This is a genomic window from Micromonospora sp. DT178, assembly GCF_049841695.1.
Taxonomy (GTDB): domain Bacteria; phylum Actinomycetota; class Actinomycetes; order Mycobacteriales; family Micromonosporaceae; genus Micromonospora.
In genome coordinates, this window is sequence record NZ_JBNCKV010000001.1 from 276864 (window position 1) to 296003 (window position 19140).

At 72.0% G+C, this 19140-nt stretch carries 18 protein-coding genes; 15 read left to right on the forward strand and 3 right to left on the reverse strand.

Annotation, left to right across the window (positions count from 1 at the left end):
- The first annotated feature begins 45 nt into the window (after nt 1-45).
- The 12 genes from ACLQ22_RS01390 (at nt 46) to ACLQ22_RS01445 (ending at nt 15056) form a co-directional block, all read left to right on the forward strand.
- The gene (locus ACLQ22_RS01390; protein ID WP_425690693.1) at nt 46-1299 is read left to right on the forward strand and encodes a sugar ABC transporter substrate-binding protein; all 1254 of its coding nucleotides are present in this window, start codon (nt 46-48) and stop codon (nt 1297-1299) included.
- Nucleotides 1299-2939, forward strand: a complete 1641-nt coding sequence (locus tag ACLQ22_RS01395; RefSeq protein ID WP_425690694.1) for an ABC transporter permease subunit — start codon at nt 1299-1301, stop codon at nt 2937-2939. Before ACLQ22_RS01390 ends, ACLQ22_RS01395 begins: the two co-directional genes overlap by 1 nt.
- The gene (locus tag ACLQ22_RS01400; protein WP_425690695.1) at nt 2936-3859 is read left to right on the forward strand and encodes a sugar ABC transporter permease; all 924 of its coding nucleotides are present in this window, start codon (nt 2936-2938) and stop codon (nt 3857-3859) included. The genes ACLQ22_RS01395 and ACLQ22_RS01400 overlap by 4 nt, the downstream gene beginning before the upstream one ends.
- A 224-nt stretch (nt 3860-4083) precedes the next feature.
- A complete protein-coding gene (locus ACLQ22_RS01405; RefSeq protein WP_425690696.1) occupies nt 4084-5895 on the forward strand; it encodes a glycoside hydrolase family 13 protein in 1812 nt (603 codons plus the stop codon).
- A 52-nt stretch (nt 5896-5947) separates the two neighbouring features.
- Nucleotides 5948-6289 (forward strand): hypothetical protein, encoded by a 342-nt coding sequence (locus ACLQ22_RS01410; protein ID WP_121399067.1) that lies wholly within the window; start codon nt 5948-5950, stop codon nt 6287-6289.
- Nucleotides 6290-6566: 277 nt separating this feature from the next.
- The gene (locus ACLQ22_RS01415; RefSeq protein WP_121396670.1) at nt 6567-7631 is read left to right on the forward strand and encodes a BMP family lipoprotein; all 1065 of its coding nucleotides are present in this window, start codon (nt 6567-6569) and stop codon (nt 7629-7631) included.
- 264 nt (nt 7632-7895) lie between these two features.
- Nucleotides 7896-9437, forward strand: coding sequence for an ABC transporter ATP-binding protein (locus tag ACLQ22_RS01420; RefSeq protein WP_425691055.1), 1542 nt, complete (start codon nt 7896-7898; stop codon nt 9435-9437).
- A gap of 76 nt (nt 9438-9513) precedes the next feature.
- On the forward strand, nt 9514-10845 hold the full coding sequence (locus tag ACLQ22_RS01425) for an ABC transporter permease (RefSeq protein ID WP_425690697.1): 1332 nt from the start codon (nt 9514-9516) through the stop codon (nt 10843-10845).
- A 3-nt stretch (nt 10846-10848) separates the two neighbouring features.
- Nucleotides 10849-12129 (forward strand): ABC transporter permease, encoded by a 1281-nt coding sequence (locus ACLQ22_RS01430; protein WP_425690698.1) that lies wholly within the window; start codon nt 10849-10851, stop codon nt 12127-12129.
- Between the two features lie 14 nt (nt 12130-12143).
- Nucleotides 12144-12845 (forward strand): cytidine deaminase, encoded by a 702-nt coding sequence (locus tag ACLQ22_RS01435; RefSeq protein WP_425690699.1) that lies wholly within the window; start codon nt 12144-12146, stop codon nt 12843-12845.
- A gap of 137 nt (nt 12846-12982) precedes the next feature.
- Nucleotides 12983-14263: a thymidine phosphorylase gene (locus tag ACLQ22_RS01440; RefSeq protein WP_425690700.1), complete on the forward strand. Its 1281-nt coding sequence runs from the start codon at nt 12983-12985 to the stop codon at nt 14261-14263.
- A 112-nt stretch (nt 14264-14375) separates the two neighbouring features.
- Nucleotides 14376-15056 (forward strand): DUF4272 domain-containing protein, encoded by a 681-nt coding sequence (locus ACLQ22_RS01445; RefSeq protein ID WP_121396665.1) that lies wholly within the window; start codon nt 14376-14378, stop codon nt 15054-15056.
- Nucleotides 15057-15080: 24 nt separating this feature from the next.
- On the opposite strand, the gene ACLQ22_RS01450 is transcribed toward ACLQ22_RS01445, so the two are convergent.
- Nucleotides 15081-15992, reverse strand: coding sequence for a putative RNA methyltransferase (locus tag ACLQ22_RS01450; protein ID WP_425690701.1), 912 nt, complete (start codon nt 15990-15992; stop codon nt 15081-15083).
- 77 nt (nt 15993-16069) lie between these two features.
- Nucleotides 16070-16534 (reverse strand): MarR family winged helix-turn-helix transcriptional regulator, encoded by a 465-nt coding sequence (locus tag ACLQ22_RS01455; RefSeq protein WP_425690702.1) that lies wholly within the window; start codon nt 16532-16534, stop codon nt 16070-16072.
- A gap of 59 nt (nt 16535-16593) precedes the next feature.
- Here ACLQ22_RS01455 and ACLQ22_RS01460 point away from each other — a divergent pair, with 59 nt between their 5' ends.
- The 3 genes from ACLQ22_RS01460 (at nt 16594) to ACLQ22_RS01470 (ending at nt 18377) form a co-directional block, all read left to right on the forward strand.
- On the forward strand, nt 16594-16752 hold the full coding sequence (locus ACLQ22_RS01460) for a hypothetical protein (protein WP_425690703.1): 159 nt from the start codon (nt 16594-16596) through the stop codon (nt 16750-16752).
- Nucleotides 16749-17162 carry a PPOX class F420-dependent oxidoreductase gene (locus ACLQ22_RS01465; protein WP_425690704.1) on the forward strand — a complete coding sequence of 138 codons (414 nt, stop codon included), beginning with the start codon at nt 16749-16751 and terminating at the stop codon, nt 17160-17162. The genes ACLQ22_RS01460 and ACLQ22_RS01465 overlap by 4 nt, the downstream gene beginning before the upstream one ends.
- Nucleotides 17163-17297: 135 nt before the next feature.
- Complete coding sequence (locus ACLQ22_RS01470; protein ID WP_425690705.1) at nt 17298-18377, forward strand: adenosine deaminase; 1080 nt, start codon at nt 17298-17300, stop codon at nt 18375-18377.
- Between the two features lie 33 nt (nt 18378-18410).
- Here ACLQ22_RS01470 and ACLQ22_RS01475 read toward each other — a convergent pair whose 3' ends face one another.
- Nucleotides 18411-18749, reverse strand: a complete 339-nt coding sequence (locus tag ACLQ22_RS01475; RefSeq protein WP_425690706.1) for a hypothetical protein — start codon at nt 18747-18749, stop codon at nt 18411-18413.
- Between the last annotated feature and the right edge of the window lie 391 nt (nt 18750-19140).

The window sequence follows — 19140 nt, forward strand, 5'->3', positions numbered from 1 at the left end:
GGACCGCCCTTCCCCCGGCGTGCCGCCATGACGACAGGAGTACCGATGCGCATCCGTACCGCGGGTGTGGTCGCCGTCCTCGGCCTGGCGCTCGCCGCGTCGGGCTGCGGCAGCGACAGCAGCGACGAGCCGGCCGCGAAGGAATCCACCAAGGCCGCCGCCGGCGGCAAGCTGGTGATCTGGGCCGACGACAAGCGCACCGCCGCCCTCAAGCCGTTCGCCGAGAAGTTCGGTCAGGAGAACGGCGTCACGGTCGAGGTCCAGGCCGTCTCCAAGGACCTCCAGACCAACTTCGTCACCGCCTCGCAGCAGGGCAGCGGCCCGGACGTCGTGGTCGGCGCGCACGACTGGATCGGCAACCTCGTCCAGAACGGCGCCATCGACCCGGTGCAGCTCGCCGCCGAGCATAAGAGCGGCTTCAACGAGACCGCCGTCAAGGCCGTCACGTTCAACGGCCAGCTCTACGGCGTGCCCTACGCCATGGAGAACCTGGCGCTGATCCGCAATACCGAGCTGGCCCCCGAGGCGCCGAAGACCATCGAGGACCTCGTCGCCGCCGGCAAGAAGCTCAAGGCCGAGAAGAAGGCCAGCGAGATCCTCTGCCTCCAGTCCGGCCAGAACGGCGACGCCTACCACATCTACCCGCTCTACACCTCCGGTGGCGGGTACCTCTTCGGCACGGGCGCCAACGGCGACTACGACCCGAAGGACCTGGGCGTGGGCAAGCCGGAGTCGATCGAGGCGTTCAAGAAGATCGCCAAGCTCGGTGAGAAGGGCGACGGCGCGCTCAAGCGCTCGATCACCGGCGAGAACTCGATCGCCACGTTCACCGGCAAGAAGTGCGCCTACCTGGTCTCCGGCCCGTGGGCCATCGCGGACGCCAAGAAGGCCAACATCAAGTACGACATCTCCCCGGTCCCCGGCTTCGCCGGTGGCAAGGAGGCCCAGCCGTTCGTGGGCGTCCAGGCGTTCTACGTCGCCGCCAAGGGCAAGAACAAGGCCCTGGCCCAGGAGTTCGTCGCCAACCACGTCACCACCCCCGAGCTGGCCGTGGCGCTCTACAACGCCGAGCCCCGCCCGCCGGCGCTGACCGCCGCCCTCGACCAGGTCAAGGGCACCGACCCGGACCTGGCCAAGTTCCAGGAGGCCGGCAAGAACGGCCAGGTGCTCCCGGCGATCCCGGCCATGGCCACCATCTGGGACCCGTTCGGCAAGGCCGAGGCCGCCATCATCGGCGGCGCCGACCCGGCCAAGACGATCACCGCAGCCGGCAAGACCATCTCCGGCCAGATCAAGTAATGAGCACGTCGCTGTCCGGCCCGGGGGCTGCCACGCAGCCCCCGGGCCGGGAGCCCGTCGGCCCCGGGCTCCCGGGCAAGTCCCGCACCGCGCGGCACCACGCGCCGATCACCGCGACCGGTCTGCTCGTCAAGGTGGTCCTGCTCGGCCTGACCGCCGGGATCGCGGTCTGGGCGGCCTTCCCGCTCGTCGAGGCGGAGAAGTGGATCGGGCTGGCCGTGCTGGCCGCCACCACCGTCGGACTCTTCTACCTCTACCTGACCCGCCGGCACATCCCGGCGAAGTACCTGGTCCCCGGCACGCTCTTCCTGATCGCGTTCCAGATCGTCCCGGTGCTGTACACGGCGAGCACCGCCTTCACGAACTTCGGCGACGGCCACCGCGGCACCAAGGACGACGCCGTCGTCGCCATCCAGACCGCGTCGGTCAAGCAGGTGCCCGGCTCCACCGAGTACGCCCTCTCCGTCGCCACCGAGGGCGACCCCGCGACCGGCCCGCTCGTCTTCCTGGTCAGCGACCCGGGCACCGGCACCGTCTCGGCCGGCGACGCCGGCGGGCTGCGTCAGCTCGACCCGGCCGACGTCACCGTGGCCCCGGGCGGCAAGGTCACCGCCGCCGACGGCTACACGGTGCTCAACTTCGGTCAGGCCAGCGCCCGCAGCCAGGAGATCACCGACCTGGTCGTGCCGACGTCCGGGGGCGCGCTGCGCTCCGCCGGCCTGTCCCGCGCCTACGAGGGCAAGGCCATCCGGGCGTACGACGCCGGCTGCGACTGCATCAAGGACATCGAGAGCGGCAAGACCTGGACGGCGGACGAGGAGACCGGCGCCTTCGTGGCCGCCGACGGCGAGCGACTGGCCCAGGGCTGGAAGGTCACCGTCGGGCTGGAGAACTTCTCCCGGGTGCTCACCGACCCGGCCATCTCCGGGCCGTTCTTCGGCACGCTGCTGTGGAACTTCGCCTTCGCCATCGGCTCCACCGGCGGCACGTTCATCCTGGGCATGTTCATCGCCCTGGCCCTGCACTCGCCCCGGATGCGGGGCACCAACTTCTACCGAATCCTGCTGATCCTGCCGTACGCCATGCCGTCCTTCGCGATGCTGCTGGTCTGGCGGGACATGTTCAACACCGACTTCGGCCTGATCAACAACCTGTTCGGGCTCGGGGTGGACTGGTTCGGCCAGGAGTGGTCGGCCCGGATCGCGGTGATCCTGGTGCAGCTCTGGCTCGGCTACCCGTACATGTTCCTGGTCGCCACGGGCGCGCTCCAGGCCATCCCGAAGGAGCTGACCGAGGCGTCGTCGGTCGACGGCGCGTCGCCGTGGCAGTCGTTCCGGTCGGTCACCCTGCCGCTGCTGCTGGTCGCGCTCTCCCCGCTGCTGATCGCGTCGTTCGCGTACAACTTCAACAACTTCAACGCGATCTACCTGACCACCGAGGGCGGTCCCTTCCCGGCGGACAACCCGACCGCGGGGGCGACGGACCTGCTGATCACGTACACGTACCGGCTGGCCTTCGGCGCGCAGGGCGCTCAGTTCGGCCTGGCGGCCGCGGTGTCGATCTTCATCTTCACCATCGTCGCGGTGGTGTCGGCGGTGAGCTTCCGGCGCACCCGTAAGCAGGAGGAGGTGTACTCGTGACCTCGCTGCACGGCACCCCGGCCACGGGCGGCGCGACCGGCGCCCCGGCCGTCAACCGCAACGCGGGCCGGCGGCGCAACCGGTGGTTCGCCCAGGTCGGCTGGCGCCACCTGGTGGGCGTGCTGGCCGTCGCGTTCAGCCTCTTCCCGATCCTGTTCGTGCTCTCGGCCGCGCTCAACCCGCTCGGCACGCTCTCCTCGACGGAGCTGCTGCCGACCGGGGCGTCCGTGGAGAACTTCACGAACCTGTTCGACCGTACGGCGTTCGGGTGGTGGTTCCTCAACTCGCTGCTCATCGCCGGGGTGGCCTCGTTCGCGTCGGTCTTCCTGTCGGCGCTGGCGGCGTACGCCTTCTCCCGGATGCGCTTCGCCGGTCGGCGGGTCGGGCTGCTCTCGCTCCTGCTCATCCAGATGTTCCCGCAGTTCCTGGCGATCGTGGCGATCTTCCTGATCTTCACGACGATCACCGACCTGTGGCCGGCGATCGGCTTCAACACGCCGTGGGGCCTGCTGCTGCTCTACCTGGGCGGCGCGCTGGGCGTGAACACCTGGCTGATGAAGGGCTTCTTCGACACGCTCCCCCGGGAGCTGGACGAGTCGGCCACGATGGACGGCGCCACGCACGCCCAGGTCTTCTTCCGGATCATGCTGCCGCTGGTGGCGCCGATCCTGGCGGTGACCGGCCTGCTCGCCTTCATCGGCACCATCAACGAGTTCCTGATGGCGAACGTCTTCCTGACCAACAGCGAGTCGAAGACCCTCGCGGTCGGGATGTTCGGCCTGGTGGCCGGCGAACGCAACAACAACTTCGGGATCTTCGCGGCGGGCACCCTGCTCACCGCGATCCCCACGGTGCTGGTCTTCCAGATGGTCCAGCGCTACATCGTCTCCGGCCTCACCGCCGGAGCCGTCAAAGGATAAAGCGGATAGGTGGCGGCCGCTCCTCGCCGAGGTCGAGGCGAGGGGTGCCGCTCCGTCGCGACCGGCCGGGTCCACCGGCCGTTCCGCGACACCGCAGAGCTGCGGCAAGGGCGTCGGCGTCCGACGTACACCGGAGCAGTCACGGATCGACCGCCGCGGTCGGGGAACCGGCCGCGGCGGGAGACCCCTTTCTCTCCCGTCCGACCGACGCGAAAGGCGCCACCATGTCCCTGTTGCCGCACCACGACGGCTCCGCCCTGTACGTCCCCGAGCAGGAGCCCGCCCTCGGCGACGTCGTCGACGTCTTCGTCCGGGTGCCGGCCGGCGCTGACGTCCGGCAGGTGCACGTGCGCACCACCGGCGACGGCGAGCCCCGGTTCACCGAGGCGGTCGTCGACCGCACCGACGGCGCCGACGTCTGGTGGCGGGTCCCCGTCGAAACCCGCAACCCGGTCAGCAACTACCGGTTCATGCTCACCGGCAGCCGCGGCTACCGCTGGCTGAACGCCGCCGGCGTGGTGGCCCACGACGTGCCCGACAACGGCGACTTCAAGTTGGTCACCCACGCCCCGCCGCCCGCCTGGGCCCGCGACGCGGTGATCTATCAGATCTTCCCGGACCGGTTCGCCCGCTCCGCCGCCGCCGAGGGCCGCGAGCTGCCGGACTGGGCGATCCCGTGCGACTGGGACACCCCGGTGATCGGGCGCGGCCCCGAGACCCCCCGGCAGTTCTACGGCGGCGACCTGGACGGCGTCACCGGGCGGCTGGACCACCTGGACCGCCTCGGCGTGAACACCGTCTACCTGACCCCGATCTTCCCGGCCCGCTCCAACCACCGCTACGACGCCGCCAGCTTCGACACCGTCGACCCGCTGCTCGGCGGGGACGCCGCCCTGGCCCGCCTCGCCGACGCCGTACGCGCCCGGGGCTGGCGGCTGCTCGGCGACATCACCAGCAACCACACCGGCGACGCGCACGAGTGGTTCACCAGGGCCGCCTCCGACTCCTCCGCGCCCGAGCGGGAGCTGTACTACTTCGACGAGGCGACCGGGGACTACGAGTCCTGGAACGGGGTCAGGTCGCTGCCCAAGCTGAACTGGGGCAGCGCCGAACTGCGCCGGCGCTTCGCCACCGCCGGGGACTCGCTGCTGCGCCGCTGGCTGCGCCCGCCGTACGGGCTGGACGGCTGGCGGGTGGACGTGGCGAACATGACCGGGCGGCGGGGCGCCGACGCGTACACGCACGAGGTGGCGGCGCTGCTGCGCGAGGTGGTCGCCCGGACCCGGGCCGACGCCCTGCTGATGGCCGAGCACGGCCACGACCACACCGGCGACCTCGACCGGAACGGCTGGCACGGCACGATGAACTACGTCGGCTTCACCGACCCGGTCTGGTCCTGGCTGCGGCACGGCGACCAGCCCGTGCCGAACTTCCTGGGCACCCCGGGCGGGGTGGTGCGCCGGGACGCGGACGCGGTGCTCGCCACCATGGACGCCTACCGCTCGCTGGTCTCCTGGCGGTCGTACACCCACTCGTGGCAGCTGCTCGGGTCGCACGACTCGGCGCGGATCCGCACCGTGGTCGGCGACGCCGCGCGGCAGGAGGTCGCCGCCGGCCTGCTCGCCACCATGCCCGGCACCCCGATGGTCTTCGCCGGTGACGAGCTGGGCCTGACCGGCGCCAACGGCGAGGGCTCGCGTACGCCGATGCCGTGGCACCGGCCGGAGAGCTGGGACGACTCGACGTTCGCCGCGTACCGCGCCCTGATCGCCCTGCGCCGGGCGGAGCCCGCGCTGCGCCACGGCGGCCTGCGCTGGCTGCGCGCCGACGCGGACACGCTGGTCTTCCTGCGCGAGGCCCCGACCGGCACGGTGCTGGTGCTGGCCCGCCGCGCCGCCGGCCAGCCGCTGCGCCTGGGCGGGCTGGGGCCGGCCGAGAACCTGTACGGCGGCGCCCCCGCCCTGCGCCCCGACGCCGACGGCGCGGTCACCCTCCCGGCCGACGGCCCCACCTTCCAGGCCTGGCGGCTCGCCTGACCCCTACCGCCCGACTACTACGATCCGTCGTTGATGGGGGAGGATGGTGCCCGTGGAAGCTCTGAGACTGATACTTCGCTACGTCCATCTGATCGGTTTCGCCCTGCTGCTCGGCGGCGCGATCGTCCAGTACATCAGCGGGAAGCTGCGGATCAACCCGGCCATGCTCTGGGGGTCCGTGATCATGCTGGCGACCGGGATCGGCCTCTCCGCGCCCCTGCGGGACGGCGACGAGCCCGACCCCGCGAAACTTGTTACCAAGTTGGTGCTCGCCATCCTGATCTTTGTCATGGTGTTCTTTTCCCGGAAGCGCGACGTGGTCAACCGTGGGCACTTCCTGGCAACCGTGGGGTTGACCCTGGTCAACGCGGCGGTGGCCGTCTTCTGGCGGTAACGTCGTCGGCGGGGGACGACGCGCAGAACCGGACGTTCCGCGACGCCCCGCCGCGCACCTACCAGCACTGAGAGTGATCTGCCCCACCTAAGGGTTACGTAGGGGTAACAGGCGCTCAACAGTCGTGCACGATTGTCGGCCGGTGGGTGGGCGCGGGCGTACGCTCCCGTCCGTAACGTGGGACGCCGGCGGCGCAGCGCAGGCCGGCTCAAAGGGCTGCCACCGTGCAGGACGCGGTGTGCAATGGGAAGGAGACGTCTTGCGCTCTGTGCGTGGGATGCGGATTGCCTCCGTCTTCGCGATGGGTGGGCTCGTGCTGAGTGCCGCCGCGTGTGGCGAGGCTCCCGAGGAGAACAACAACGCCGGCAGTGGCGACAAGAAGTACAGCGCCTGCATGGTGACCGACGTCGGCGGCATCGACGACAAGTCGTTCAACACCTCCGCCTGGAAGGGCCTGGAGGAGGCCAAGAAGGCCAACGACAACATCGACATCAAGTACGTCGCGTCGAAGGCCGAGGCGGACTACGAGGTCAACCTGACCCAGTACGTCAACCAGAAGTGCGACTTCATCCTGGCCGTCGGCGGCCTGATGGGTGACGCGACCTCCAAGATCGCCAAGGCGAACCCGAACCAGCAGTTCGGCATCGTCGACGCGAAGGTCCCGGAGACCAACGTCTACCCGATGCAGTTCGACACCGCCCAGGCCGGCTTCCTCGCCGGTTACCTGGCCGCCGGCATGTCCAAGAGCGGCACGGTGGGCACCTACGGCGGCCTGCCGATCCCGCCGGTCACCATCTTCATGGACGGCTACGCCGACGGCGTCGCGCACTACAACAAGACCAAGAGCAAGTCGGTCAAGGTCGTCGGCTGGGACAAGGCCACCCAGAAGGGCTCCTTCACCAACGACTTCGTCAAGCAGGACGAGGGCAAGAAGGTCAGCGACGCGCTGGTCGCCCAAGGCGCCGACATCGTCATGCCGGTCGCCGGCGGCGCCGGCCTCGGCACCACCGGTGCGGCGAAGGCGTCGGGCGGCAAGTACAACACCATCTGGGTGGACGTCGACGGCTGCGAGAGCACCCAGGACTGCGCGGCGATCATCACCACCGTCGAGAAGAACATCCCGGACGCCGTCAAGGAGGCCGTCGTCAAGGCCGCCGGTGGCGAGAAGCTGTCGGCCACCCCGGGCTACCTCGGCAACCTGTCCAACAACGGCGTCGGGCTCGCCCCGTACCACGAGTTCGACAGCAAGGTCCCGGCCGAGCTGAAGGCCGAGATCGACAAGCTGAAGGCGGACATCGCCGCCGGCACCGTCACCGTCACCTCCGCGGCCCAGCCGAAGTGAGGCTCCGCCGGCCGCCCGCGGTGAGACGATCACCCGGGTAGGTCGGCGGGCGGTACAGCACGACGATCCGGCCGCCCCGGCGTCGCGGGGAAACCCCCACGGCGCCGGGGCGGCCGATCCGCACCCACCCGACGACGGCCCCGCGCCGCGAGCGGTACACCGGCAGCTACGCTGCACCATCGCTTCGCACTCCAGGAGGTTGCGCTGAGACTCGAACTGCGCGGCATCACCAAACGGTTCGGTGACCTGGTCGCCAACGACCACATCGATCTGACGGTGGAGCCTGGAGAGATCCACGCCCTGCTCGGCGAGAACGGCGCGGGCAAGTCGACCCTGATGAACGTGCTCTACGGGCTCTACCAGCCCGACGAGGGCGAGATCCTGGTCGACGGCGCGCCGCTGAAGCTGCGCGGGCCGTCCGACGCGATCGCCGCCGGGATCGGCATGGTGCACCAGCACTTCATGCTGGTGCCCGTCTTCACCGTGACCGAGAACATCATGCTCGGCGCCGAACAGGTCCGGGGCGGCATCGCCGGTTTCCTGGACCGGCGGCGGGCCCGGCGCGAGGTCGCCGAGGTCTCCGAGCGGTACAACCTGCGGGTCGACCCGGACGCGGTGATCGAGGACCTGCCGGTCGGCATCCAGCAGCGGGTGGAGATCGTCAAGGCGCTCACCCGCGACGTCGACCTGCTCATCCTCGACGAGCCGACGGCCGTGCTCACCCCGCAGGAGACCGACGAACTGCTCACCGTGATGCGGTCGCTCAAGGCCGCCGGCAAGTCGATCGTCTTCATCACCCACAAGCTGGGCGAGGTCAAGGCCATCGCCGACCGGATCACCGTGATCCGGCGCGGGAAGACCGTCGGCACCGCCTCCCCCGAGGCGAGCCGCGACGAGCTGGCCGCGCTGATGGTCGGCCGCAGCGTGCGGCTCACCGTGGAGAAGGAGCCGGCCGCCCCCGGCAAGCCGGTTCTGGAGCTCTCCGGCCTGGTCGTCGACGACGACCGGCAGATCCGCGCGGTCGACGGGGTGGACCTGACCGTACGGGCGGGCGAGGTGCTCGGCATCGCGGGCGTGCAGGGCAACGGCCAGACCGAGCTGATCGAGGCGATCATGGGGCTGCGCCCGACGCTCGCCGGCACGGTCACCCTCGACGGGCAACAGCTCAACGGCTGGTCGACCAAGAAGGTGCTCCGCGCCGGCGTCGGCTACGTGCCCGAGGACCGCAGCGTCGACGGCCTGGTCAAGGAGTTCTCCGTCGCGGAGAACCTGGTGCTCGACATCTACGACCGGCCGCCCTTCGGCAAGGGCCTGGCGCTGAAGCCGGACGCCATCGCGAAGTCGGCGAAGGAGCGGATCGCGCAGTTCGACGTCCGCACCTCCTCGGCCGACGCGGCCGTCGGCACCCTCTCCGGCGGCAACCAGCAGAAGGTCATCGTGGCCCGGGAGCTGTCCCGGCCGCTGAAGCTCTTCATCGCCGCCCAGCCGACCCGCGGCGTCGACGTCGGGTCGATCGAGTTCATCCACAGCCAGGTCATCCGGGAGCGGGACGTCGGCACCGCCGTCATGGTGGTCTCCAGCGAGCTCGACGAGGTGATCGGCCTGGCCGACCGGATCGCGGTCATGTACCGCGGCCGGATCATCGGCATCGTCGGCCCGGACACCCCCCGCGAGGAGATCGGCCTGCTGATGGCCGGCATCACCCCCGACGCGGCACCCGCCGGCGGCACGACCGCGGGCGCGACGACGGTCGACGGCGACCCGGCCCCCACTGCCGAGGGCCCTGGTAGCGAGGACGAGGCATGAGCGAGCGAAGCGAGCGAATCATCAGGCTCAGCGCGGTGGTGCCTCATGTCGGCACGGAGCGAAGCGGAGTGCCGGCATGAGCGACCCGAAGCCCCCGTCGGGCTCCCCGGACAAGGAGCCGGCGACCGAGGCGCAGGCCGCGCGGACCGCGCTCGGCAACACCGAGCGCGCCGGGACGGCCACCGCCCCGAAGGGCCCCGCCCCGGAGGCGAAGCCCTCGCTGGGCCGGCTGTTCCTGGACAACCTCTGGGCGGCCAACACCTTCACGGTGACCCTGCTGTCGCTGGTGCTGGCGATGATCGTCGGCGCGATCCTGATGATCGTGTCCGACCCCGACGTGCTCGCCACCTACAGCTACATCACGGCCCGGCCGGCCGACGCGCTCAACGCGAGCTGGACGCTGGTCAGCGAGGCGTACGGCAACCTGTTCAAGGGCGCGATCTTCGACCCGGACGCGGTCGGCTTCCAGGCGGTGATGAGCCCGATCTCGGAGACGCTCACCTACACCGCGCCGCTGGTCTTCACCGGCCTGTCGGTGGCGCTGGCCTTCCGGGGCGGCCTGTTCAACATCGGCGCCCAGGGCCAGGCGACCATGGGCGTGATCCTGGCCGCGCTGGCCGGCTTCCTGCTGCCGCTGCCGCCCGGCCTGCACCTGCTCGTCGCGGTGCTCGCCGGCGCGCTCGGCGGGGCGATCTGGGGCTTCGTCCCGGGCATCCTCAAGGCGCGTACCGGCGCCCACGAGGTGATCAACACGATCATGCTCAACTACGTCGCCACGTACTTCCTGACCTGGATCATCGTGCAGAACGGCGTCCAAGACCCGAACCGCACGGACGCGATCAGCCGCCCGGTGGACGGGTCGGCCCAGCTGCCCCGCCTCCTCGGCGACGGGCTGCGGGTGCACGCCGGCATCATCCTGGCGGTGCTGGCCACCTGGGCGGTCTGGTGGCTGCTGAACCGGTCCACGCTCGGCTTCGAGCTGCGCGCCGTCGGCGCCAACCCCGACGCCGCGCGGACCGCCGGCATCAGCGTCACCCGGACGTACGTCCTGATCATGGTCTTCGCCGGGATCCTGGCCGGCCTCGGCGGCTCCAACATGGTGCTCGGCTCCACCGCGAGCGCGCTGACCCCGCTGGTGGTCGCGCAGATCGGCTTCGACGGCATCCTGGTGGCGCTGCTCGGCCGGGTGAAGCCGTGGGGCGTCGCGCTGGCCGCGCTGCTCTTCGGCGCGCTCCAGGCCGGCGGCAACCGGATGCAGTCGTACTCGGGGATCTCGTTGGAGCTGGTCACCGTGCTCCAGGCGCTGATCGTCATCTTCATCGCCGCGCCGGCCCTGGTGAAGGCGATCTTCCAGCTCCGGGCCGCCCGCGCCGCCCGGTTGCAGACGAGCCTGGCGAAGGGCTGGTAACTCATGTCCACCATGGCTGTCGAAGACGTCGCGGTCGCCCCCGTCGACCAGGGCTTCTGGACCCGTACCCGCAAGGTCGGCGCCGTGCTGCTCGCCCTCGGCCTGCTGGCGACGGTGGTGTTCGGGGCGCTCGCCACCGGCGAGCAGGCCCGCTTCACCCTGAGCGAGGACGCCGCCGGCGCCGCGCTCGAGATCCACGGCACGGTCGGCGCGATCCTCTTCGGCCTCGTCGCGGTCGCCGCCGGCGTCGCGATGCTCGCCGGGCTGCCGAAGCGCTGGTTCACCCTCGTGCTCGGCGTCGGGCTGGTCGGCTTCGTGCTGTCGTTCCTCTGCTGGCAGGTCTCCGACGCGCCGGCCGGGCAGAACTTCATGCCGCTGGTCAACATCCTCCGGGGCACGTTCATCCTGGCCCTGCCGCTGGTCTTCGGCGCGCTGGCCGGCGTGCTCTGCGAGCGCTCCGGCGTGGTCAACGTGGCCATCGAGGGACAGCTGCTGATGGGCGCCTTCAGCGGCGCGCTCTTCGGCAGCCTCTCCGGCAACGTCTGGGTGGGCCTGGTCGCGGCGGCGATCGGCGGCGCGTTCATCTCGCTGCTGCTGGCCGTCTTCTCGATCCGCTACCTGGTCGACCAGGTGGTCATGGGCATCGTGCTCAACCTGCTGGCCGTCGGCGTCACCGGCTTCCTCTACGAGCGGCTGATGCAGACCAACGCGCAGAAGTACAACAGCGCGCCCCGGTTCGGCAACTGGGAGATCCCGCTGCTGTCGGACATCCCGCTGCTCGGCCCGGCGCTGTTCCGGGGCAACATCTTCCTCTACCTCGGCCTGCTGCTGGTGCTGGTCATCCACATCGCGCTGTTCCGCACCCGGTGGGGCCTGCGCACCCGCTCGGTCGGCGAGCACCCCACCGCCGCCGACACCCTGGGCGTCAGGGTGCTCGGGCTGCGCTACCGCAACGTGCTGCTCGCCGGGGTGGTCGCCGGCATCGGCGGCGCCTCCTACACGCTGGCGCTCTACTCGTTCACCAAGAACATGATCGGCGGCAAGGGCTTCATCGCCCTGGCCGCGCTGATCTTCGGCCGGTGGAGCCCGACGGGGGCGCTGCTCGCGGCGCTCTTCTTCGGCTTCGCCGACCAGCTCGCCACGTACCTGGGCGCCATCAACAGCGTGATCCCGAACCAGTTCCTGGCCATGCTGCCCTACCTGGCGACGATCCTGGCGGTGGCCGGGCTGGTCGGCCGGGTCCGGGCTCCGGCCGCCGACGGCAAGCCGTACATCAAGGGCTGACGGGGGAGTACCACATGGAGATCGACTGGGAGCGGCTGCGGGCCGCCGCCACCGAGGTGATGCGGCACGCGTACGTGCCGTACTCGAAGTTCCCGGTCGGGGCGGCCGCGCTGGTCGACGACGGCCGGGTGGTGGTCGGCTGCAACGTGGAGAACGCCGCGTACGGCGTGGTGCTCTGCGCCGAGTGCGGGGTGGTCTCCTCGCTGCACGCCACCGGCGGCGGCCGGATCGTGGCCCTGTCCTGTGTCGACGCCACCGGCGAGCCGCTGATGCCGTGCGGCCGGTGCCGCCAGCTGCTCTGGGAGCAGGGCGGGCCGGAGTGCCTCATCGAGGCGAGGGGTGGGCCGCTGCGGATGGCCGAGCTGCTGCCGCACGCCTTCGACGTGACCGACCTGGAGGCCGTGACCGGGGAGGCCCCGGTGCCTGTGGTGCCGGAGCGGCTGGCCGCCTGGCGCGGGCGCGGCACGGTCTTCGTGCACCCCGACCTCTCCGCCGGCCAGCAGGTGTGGACGGCCTACTGGGAGCGGTCCGCGGGCGACAACGAGGGCGCCGAGACCGGCGTGCTGGAGGAGGGCCCGAGCTGGGACGAGCCGGCGGAGGCGATCACCTGGGGCCTCGCCCGTACGCCCCGGGTGGTGGTCGTGGACGCGTCCGGGGGGATCTTCTGGGCCGGCGAGGGTGAGCCGCCGATGGAGATCCCGGTTCGCTGGGGTTGAGCTTTGGGGCTGGGGCCGACCGTGCCCGGCTCCGGGCGGTCAGGCTTGATCCCTCCGCCGGGCACGGTCGGCCCGATCCCTCGGTGGGCGCGGTCCGCGAACCGGTACCGCCATAACGACGAGAAAGATCTTTTGTGATGAGTGGTTTTGCGGCGGTTGATGTCATTCGGGTGAAGCGGGACGGGGGTGTGCTCTCCGACGCGCAGATCGACTGGGTGGTGGACGCGTACACCCGGGGGGTGGTCGCCGACGAGCAGATGTCGGCGCTGGCCATGGCGATCCTGCTGCGCGGCATGACCGGCCCGGAGATCGCCCGGTGGACCGCCGCGATGATCGCCAGCGGGGAGCGGCTCGACCTCTCCGCCGTCGACCGGCCGACCGTCGACAAGCACTCCACGGGCGGCGTCGGTGACAAGATCACTCTGCCGCTCACCCCGCTGGTGGCGGCGTGCGGCGCCGCCGTGCCGCAGCTCAGCGGCCGGGGTCTCGGGCACACCGGCGGCACCCTGGACAAGCTGGAGTCGATCCCGGGCTGGCGGGCGGCGCTGAGCAACGACGAGTTCACCGCCCAGCTCCGCGACGTCGGCGCGGCGATCTGCGCGGCCGGCGCGGGGCTCGCCCCCGCGGACCGCAAGCTGTACGCGCTGCGCGACGTGACCGGGACCGTCGAGGCCATCCCGCTGATCGCCAGCTCGATCATGAGCAAGAAGATCGCGGAGGGCACCGGCGCGCTGGTGCTCGACGTCAAGGTCGGCTCGGGCGCGTTCATGAAGTCCGTCGAGCAGGCCCGCGAGCTGGCCCGGACGATGGTCGAGCTGGGCGGCGCGCACGGCGTACGGACGGTCGCCCTGCTCACCGACATGTCCACCCCGCTGGGCCTGGCCATCGGCAACGCCGTCGAGGTGACCGAGTCCGTCGAGGTGCTCGCCGGGGGCGGCCCCGCCGACGTGGTCGAGCTGACCCTGGCGCTGGCCCGCGAGATGCTCGACGCGGCCGGGCTGCCGGACGCCGACCCGGAGGCCGCCCTGCGCGACGGCCGGGCGATGGACTCCTGGCGGGCGATGATCCGCGCCCAGGGCGGGGACCCGGACGCCCCGATGCCCACCGCGAACGAGGTCGAGGTGGTCCGCGCGGACGCCGACGGCCACGTCGCGGCGATCGACGCGTACGCCATGGGGGTGGCCGCCTGGCGGCTCGGCGCCGGGCGGGCCCGCAAGGAGGACCCGGTCAGCGTGCCGGCGGGGATCGTGCTGCACCGGCGCCCGGGCGAGGCGGTGCGGACGGGCGACCCGCTCTACGAGCTGCGCGCGGAGGACGCCGCCCGGATCCCGGCGGCGCGGGACGACGCCGCGCGGGCGGTACGGATCTCGCCGGTCGCGCTCGCCGCGACGCCGCTGGTCATCGAGCGGATCGGCTGAGCGCGGCGGTCCCCGGGGCGGGCATGGTGCCCGCCAACTCGGACCGCTATCCTCCCTGGCCAAGGGGGGACAACCGGCGCCGAGTCGTCGCGAGCAGACAGGATCTTTCGCCGTGACCGTACCTGCCCCCGACCCACGGGAGGTGCGTGAGGCGAGCCTGGACGAGTTGTCCCGGCTGCGTCTCCCGTTGCCGCCCGCCCAGTTCCCGCTCGTGTGGGAGCCGGGCGACCAGATCGAGCTCCGCCCCACGGTGGAGATCGAGGCCCGCATAGCGGTGCTGCACCTGATCCTGGCCCGCTGCTTCGGGATGCCGCCGCAGGCGGCGATGAGCTGGCTGCTCGCCTCGCACCTGGTCGACATGGTCACGCCGCCGGAGTTCCAGTTCGTGACCGGCGGCAAGGGCGACCACCGGTCGTTCGTGCTGCACCACGACGCGCTCTTCGCGCTGGCCTGGGTGCTCGGCCTGACCAAGCAGCTCGACCCGACGCTGCCGGTCGACGAGCGGCTGGTGGAGCGGATGCCGCACATCCACGGCGGGGAGACCTTCGGCCAGTGGCGGGCCCGGATCCTCACCGCCCCGCAGCACCCCGCCGACGCGGCCGCCCTGCTGGACCTGCACTACTGCCTGGACTGGGCGTACCTGGAGACGGAGCGGGCCGGTCGTACGCCCCCGGGGCTGGTGGACGCCAACGCCATCGGCCAGCGCCGGTGGGCCCTGGAGTGGGCGGTGATGCTGCGCGGGCCGTACCACGACGAGCCCCCCGGCTGGGAAGAGGTCGACCTCTCCACCTGACCCGAGGTGGCGCGTCGCGTCGGGTCAGCGCGGCGCCGGGCGCCAGACGGTCAGCCGCACCGCGAGGGTCACCCGGACCGGCTCGGCGAGGGCGGCCACCCGGGCGGCGAGCCCGGCCGGGTCGGTGTGCCAGGCGCTGGGGCCCATCCCGACCAGCGTCGCGACCTCCGGGCCGGTCAGCGCCAGCTCCCGCCGGTGCACGGTGGACGCCGCCGGGGTGAAGTGCCCGCCCAGGCTCTCGGCGACCCGGTCCGCCTTGGCCGGGTCCACCCGCAGCAGGCCGAGGGCGCCGACCAGTTCGGTGAGGTGGTCCTCGGCCGGCGTGACCACCAGCAGGGAGCCCGCCGGGTCGAGGACCCGGTGGAACTCCGCGCCGTTGCGCGGCGCGAAGACGTTCAGCAGCACGGCCGTGCCGGCGTCGGCCAGGGGCAGCCGCTGCCAGGTGTCGGCGAGCGCCGCCGCCGCGCGCGGGTGCGCCCGGGCGGCCCGGCGCAGCGCCGGCTTCGACACGTCCAGGGCGAGACCCGCCGCGTCCGGCAGCGCCGCCAGCACCGCCGCGAGGTGCCGGCCCGTCCCCGCCCCGGCATCCACCACCAGGGGGTACGCCCCGTCGGCGCGTGCCCCGGCCTCGTTCCCGCTCGGGAGGCGCCGGTGAGCCGCCACGTGGCCCACGGCCTCCGTCGCGGCGGCGGCGAGGGCGGTCGAGATCAGGTCGTAGTGGCCGGCGGCCAGGAAGTCGGCGCGGGCGGCCACCATCTCGGCGGTGTCCCCGGTGTGCGGGGCGCGGCCGGCGAGCAGGTTCACGTAGCCCTGGCGGGCCACGTCGAAGCTGTGCCGGCGCGGGCAGCGCAGCGCGCGGGCGCCGCCGGTGGCGACCTCGGTCAGCGGCTCGGCGCAGACCGGGCAGCGGAGCCGGTCGACGATGCGGGGGTCCACGTCAGGCGTCCAGGTGGGTCGGCACCGCGCGTACCCGGCGGTGGTCGTCGTCGCACTCGCGCTCGGGGTCCACGGGCTCATTCTCCGGGTCGGGCGAGGTGGTCGACCACCCGGTGCGTGAGCGCGTCCAGCGCGGCGACCTCGTCGGGGGTCAGCAGGTCGATCAGGTGTCGGCGGACGGCCGCCACGTGGCCGGGGGCGGCGGCCTCGATCGCGCGCCGGCCCTCGGCGGTGAGCACGACGACCGCGCCCCGGCCGTCGGTCGCGCACTCCTCGCGGGTGACCAGGCCGCGCTGCTGCATCCGGGTCAGGTGGTGGGAGAGCCGGCTGCGGGACCAGAGCATCCGGTCGGCCAGCTCGCTGAGCCGCAGCCGCTGGTCGGGTGTCTCCGACAGGTCGGAGAGGACGTCGTAGTCGGGCTCGGAGAGCCCGGCGTCACGCATCAGCTCCCGGGCCAGCTCCAGGTCGAGCAGGCGGCGCATCCGCCGGTAGCCCCGCCAGGCGCGCTGCTCCCGCTCGTCCAGCCAGCGTGGTTGCTCCATGCCGGCCATCCTAACCATCTTGTTGACATGTCATCAACATGCTCCCTAGGGTGGGTGACATGTCAATCAAACCCCCGGTGACCGTGTTCCTGCGGCAGGCGCTCGACGACGCGGGAGAATTCGTCTCGGACCCGGGGCGCGACGCCGCCGCCATGGTGATGCTCAACGAACTGGCCCGGCTGACCGCCGCCCTCGCCCCGCTGCCGGTGACGGCGTGACCGCCCGGCTGTGGGAGCTGTTCGGCGAGCGCGGCCGGGGCGTGCTGGTGACCCTGCGCCGCGACGGACGGCCCCAGCTGTCCAACCTCGACTTCCTCGCCGAGCCCGGCCTGATCCGCTGCTCCACCACCGGCGACCGGGCCAAGGTGCGCAACCTGCGCCGCGATCCCCGGGCCAGCCTGCACGTCACCACCGCCGACGGCGGGGCGTACGCGGTCGCGGAGGGGACGGTCACGCTCACCCCGCCGGCGGCGGCGCCCGACGACGCCACCGTGGAGGAGCTGGTCGAGGTCTATCGGCGGATCCGCGGCGAGCACCCCGACTGGGCCGACTACCGGGCGGCGATGGTCGCCGACGGCCGCCTGGTGCTCCGGCTCGCCGTCGACCGGGTGTACGGCTGGCGTCCCTGACCCCTGCCGCGGTTCCGGCCGGGCGGCGCGGGGTGTCCGGCCGGAGCGGGCCGCCGGTGGCGCGGGGCGGCGCGCCGGGCGCCGATCCGTGCCGGTCCCGTCGGTCGGCCCGGCGGCGCCGACTAGGGTCTGTGCATGGTCGCGACAATCCGTTACGAGGACATCGTCAAGGTCCCGAAGGCGCTGCTGCACGATCACCTCGACGGCGGCCTGCGCCCGGCGACGATCGTCGAGCTTGCCGCCGAGGTGGGGCACGAGCTGCCCACCACCGACCCCGAGGCGCTCGGCCGGTGGTTCGTCGAGGCGGCCGACTCCGGTTCCCTGGAGCGCTACCTGGAGACGTTCGCGCACACCGTCGCCGTCATGCAGACCGCGTCGTCGCTGCGGCGGGTGGCCCGGGAGTGCGCCCAGGACCTGGCCGCCGACGGGGTGGTCTACGCCGAGGTGCGGTTCGCCCCCGAGCAGCACCTGGAGAAGGACCTCACCCTGGACGAGGTGGTCGAGGCGGTGCTGGCCGGCTTCGTCGAGGGCAGCGCGCTGGCCGCCGGAGAGGGCCGGCAGATCCGGGTCGGCACCCTGCTCACCGCGATGCGGCACGCCGCCCGGTCGCAGGAGATCGCCGAGCTGGCCGTCCGGCACCGCGACTCCGGGGTGGTCGGCTTCGACATCGCCGGCGCCGAGGCAGGCTTCCCGCCCACCCGGCACCTGGACGCCTTCGAGTACCTCCAGCGGGAGAACTTCCACTTCACCATCCACGCCGGCGAGGCGTTCGGCCTGCCGTCGATCTGGCAGGCGATCCAGTGGTGCGGGGCGGACCGGCTCGGCCACGGGGTGCGGATCGTGGACGACATCACGCCCGGCGCGGAGCCGGTGCTCGGCCGGCTGGCCGCGTACGTGCGGGACAAGCGGATCCCGCTGGAGCTGTGCCCGTCATCCAACGTGCAGACCGGCGCCGCCCCCTCGATCGCCGAGCACCCGATCGGGCTGCTGCGGGACCTGCGGTTCCGGGCGACGGTCAACACCGACAACCGGCTGATGAGCGGCACGTCGATGTCCCGGGAGATGGCCCTGCTGGTGGACGCCTTCGGCTACGGCTGGAAGGAGCTCCAGTGGTTCACCATCAACGCCATGAAGAGCGCCTTCATCCCGTTCGACGAGCGGCTGAAGATCATCGACGAGGTGATCAAGCCCGCGTACGGCAAGCTGCTGGGCTGACCACGGCGGGCCGCCGCGTTCCGGCGGCCGGAGTCAGGAGCGGTGCGGGTGGCCGGCGAGCATGCCGGCCACCGCGCGCAGCACCTCGCCCGCCCGGGCCGCCTCGGCGCCCAGGCCGGTCTGCCGCCGCAGCACCGCCGGCTCGCTGCGCAGCAGCGCCAGGCCGCGGCGCACCAGCACCCGGGGCGCCTTGCGCTGTTCGGCGAGGTCGCGGGCGAGCCGGCGGACGAAGGTCGCCCCCCGGGGCCGCCGCAGGGCGTACGCCCCGGCGAGGACCCCCCGTCGACGGCACTCCTCGACGATCTCGGCCGCGAAGATCCCTTCGGCCACGAAAAGTGGCGAACCGGCGACCTCGAATGGCCGGGTGGCCACCCGACGGTCCGCACCGATCGCATAAACCGGCACATCGGCCTTGCCCTCCCTGGCCAGGCGGGCAATGGTCTCCACGGCTGCCGCAGCGTCCCAGGAGTGGGGTGACTCCCAATCCACCAGGCCGTTTTGTCGCGGCAACGTGGGGTCGTCACCGTCCTTGTAGAAGTCGTCCAGGCAGAGCACCGGAAGGCCGGTTCGCTGCGCTATGTACGACTTTCCGGAACCGGAAGGGCCGGCGAGCAGGACAACGCGATGGGGGTGCTTCATTACCTTCAGTGACTCCGGCCAGACGGATTGCTATCAAATTGCACCAACATCTCATCACACCGCTGGCTGCGGCCAACCTGGGCTTTCTCTTTCGCAGGTGGCGTGATGGAATCTCGGATGGTCC

What these genes read in the sequence shown, in the direction of transcription:
- ACLQ22_RS01435 (WP_425690699.1), top strand. Translation starts at nt 12,144, where the DNA reads ATGGAGATCGACTGGGAGCGGCTGCGGGCCGCCGCCACCGAGGTGATG.
- ACLQ22_RS01440 (WP_425690700.1), top strand. Translation starts at nt 12,983, where the DNA reads ATGAGTGGTTTTGCGGCGGTTGATGTCATTCGGGTGAAGCGGGACGGG.
- ACLQ22_RS01470 (WP_425690705.1), top strand. Translation starts at nt 17,298, where the DNA reads ATGGTCGCGACAATCCGTTACGAGGACATCGTCAAGGTCCCGAAGGCG.
- ACLQ22_RS01455 (WP_425690702.1), bottom strand. Translation starts at nt 16,534, where the DNA reads ATGGAGCAACCACGCTGGCTGGACGAGCGGGAGCAGCGCGCCTGGCGG.
- ACLQ22_RS01395 (WP_425690694.1), top strand. Translation starts at nt 1,299, where the DNA reads ATGAGCACGTCGCTGTCCGGCCCGGGGGCTGCCACGCAGCCCCCGGGC.
- ACLQ22_RS01415 (WP_121396670.1), top strand. Translation starts at nt 6,567, where the DNA reads ATGCGGATTGCCTCCGTCTTCGCGATGGGTGGGCTCGTGCTGAGTGCC.
- ACLQ22_RS01405 (WP_425690696.1), top strand. Translation starts at nt 4,084, where the DNA reads ATGTCCCTGTTGCCGCACCACGACGGCTCCGCCCTGTACGTCCCCGAG.
- ACLQ22_RS01425 (WP_425690697.1), top strand. Translation starts at nt 9,514, where the DNA reads ATGAGCGACCCGAAGCCCCCGTCGGGCTCCCCGGACAAGGAGCCGGCG.
- ACLQ22_RS01430 (WP_425690698.1), top strand. Translation starts at nt 10,849, where the DNA reads ATGTCCACCATGGCTGTCGAAGACGTCGCGGTCGCCCCCGTCGACCAG.
- ACLQ22_RS01460 (WP_425690703.1), top strand. Translation starts at nt 16,594, where the DNA reads ATGTCAATCAAACCCCCGGTGACCGTGTTCCTGCGGCAGGCGCTCGAC.
- ACLQ22_RS01390 (WP_425690693.1), top strand. Translation starts at nt 46, where the DNA reads ATGCGCATCCGTACCGCGGGTGTGGTCGCCGTCCTCGGCCTGGCGCTC.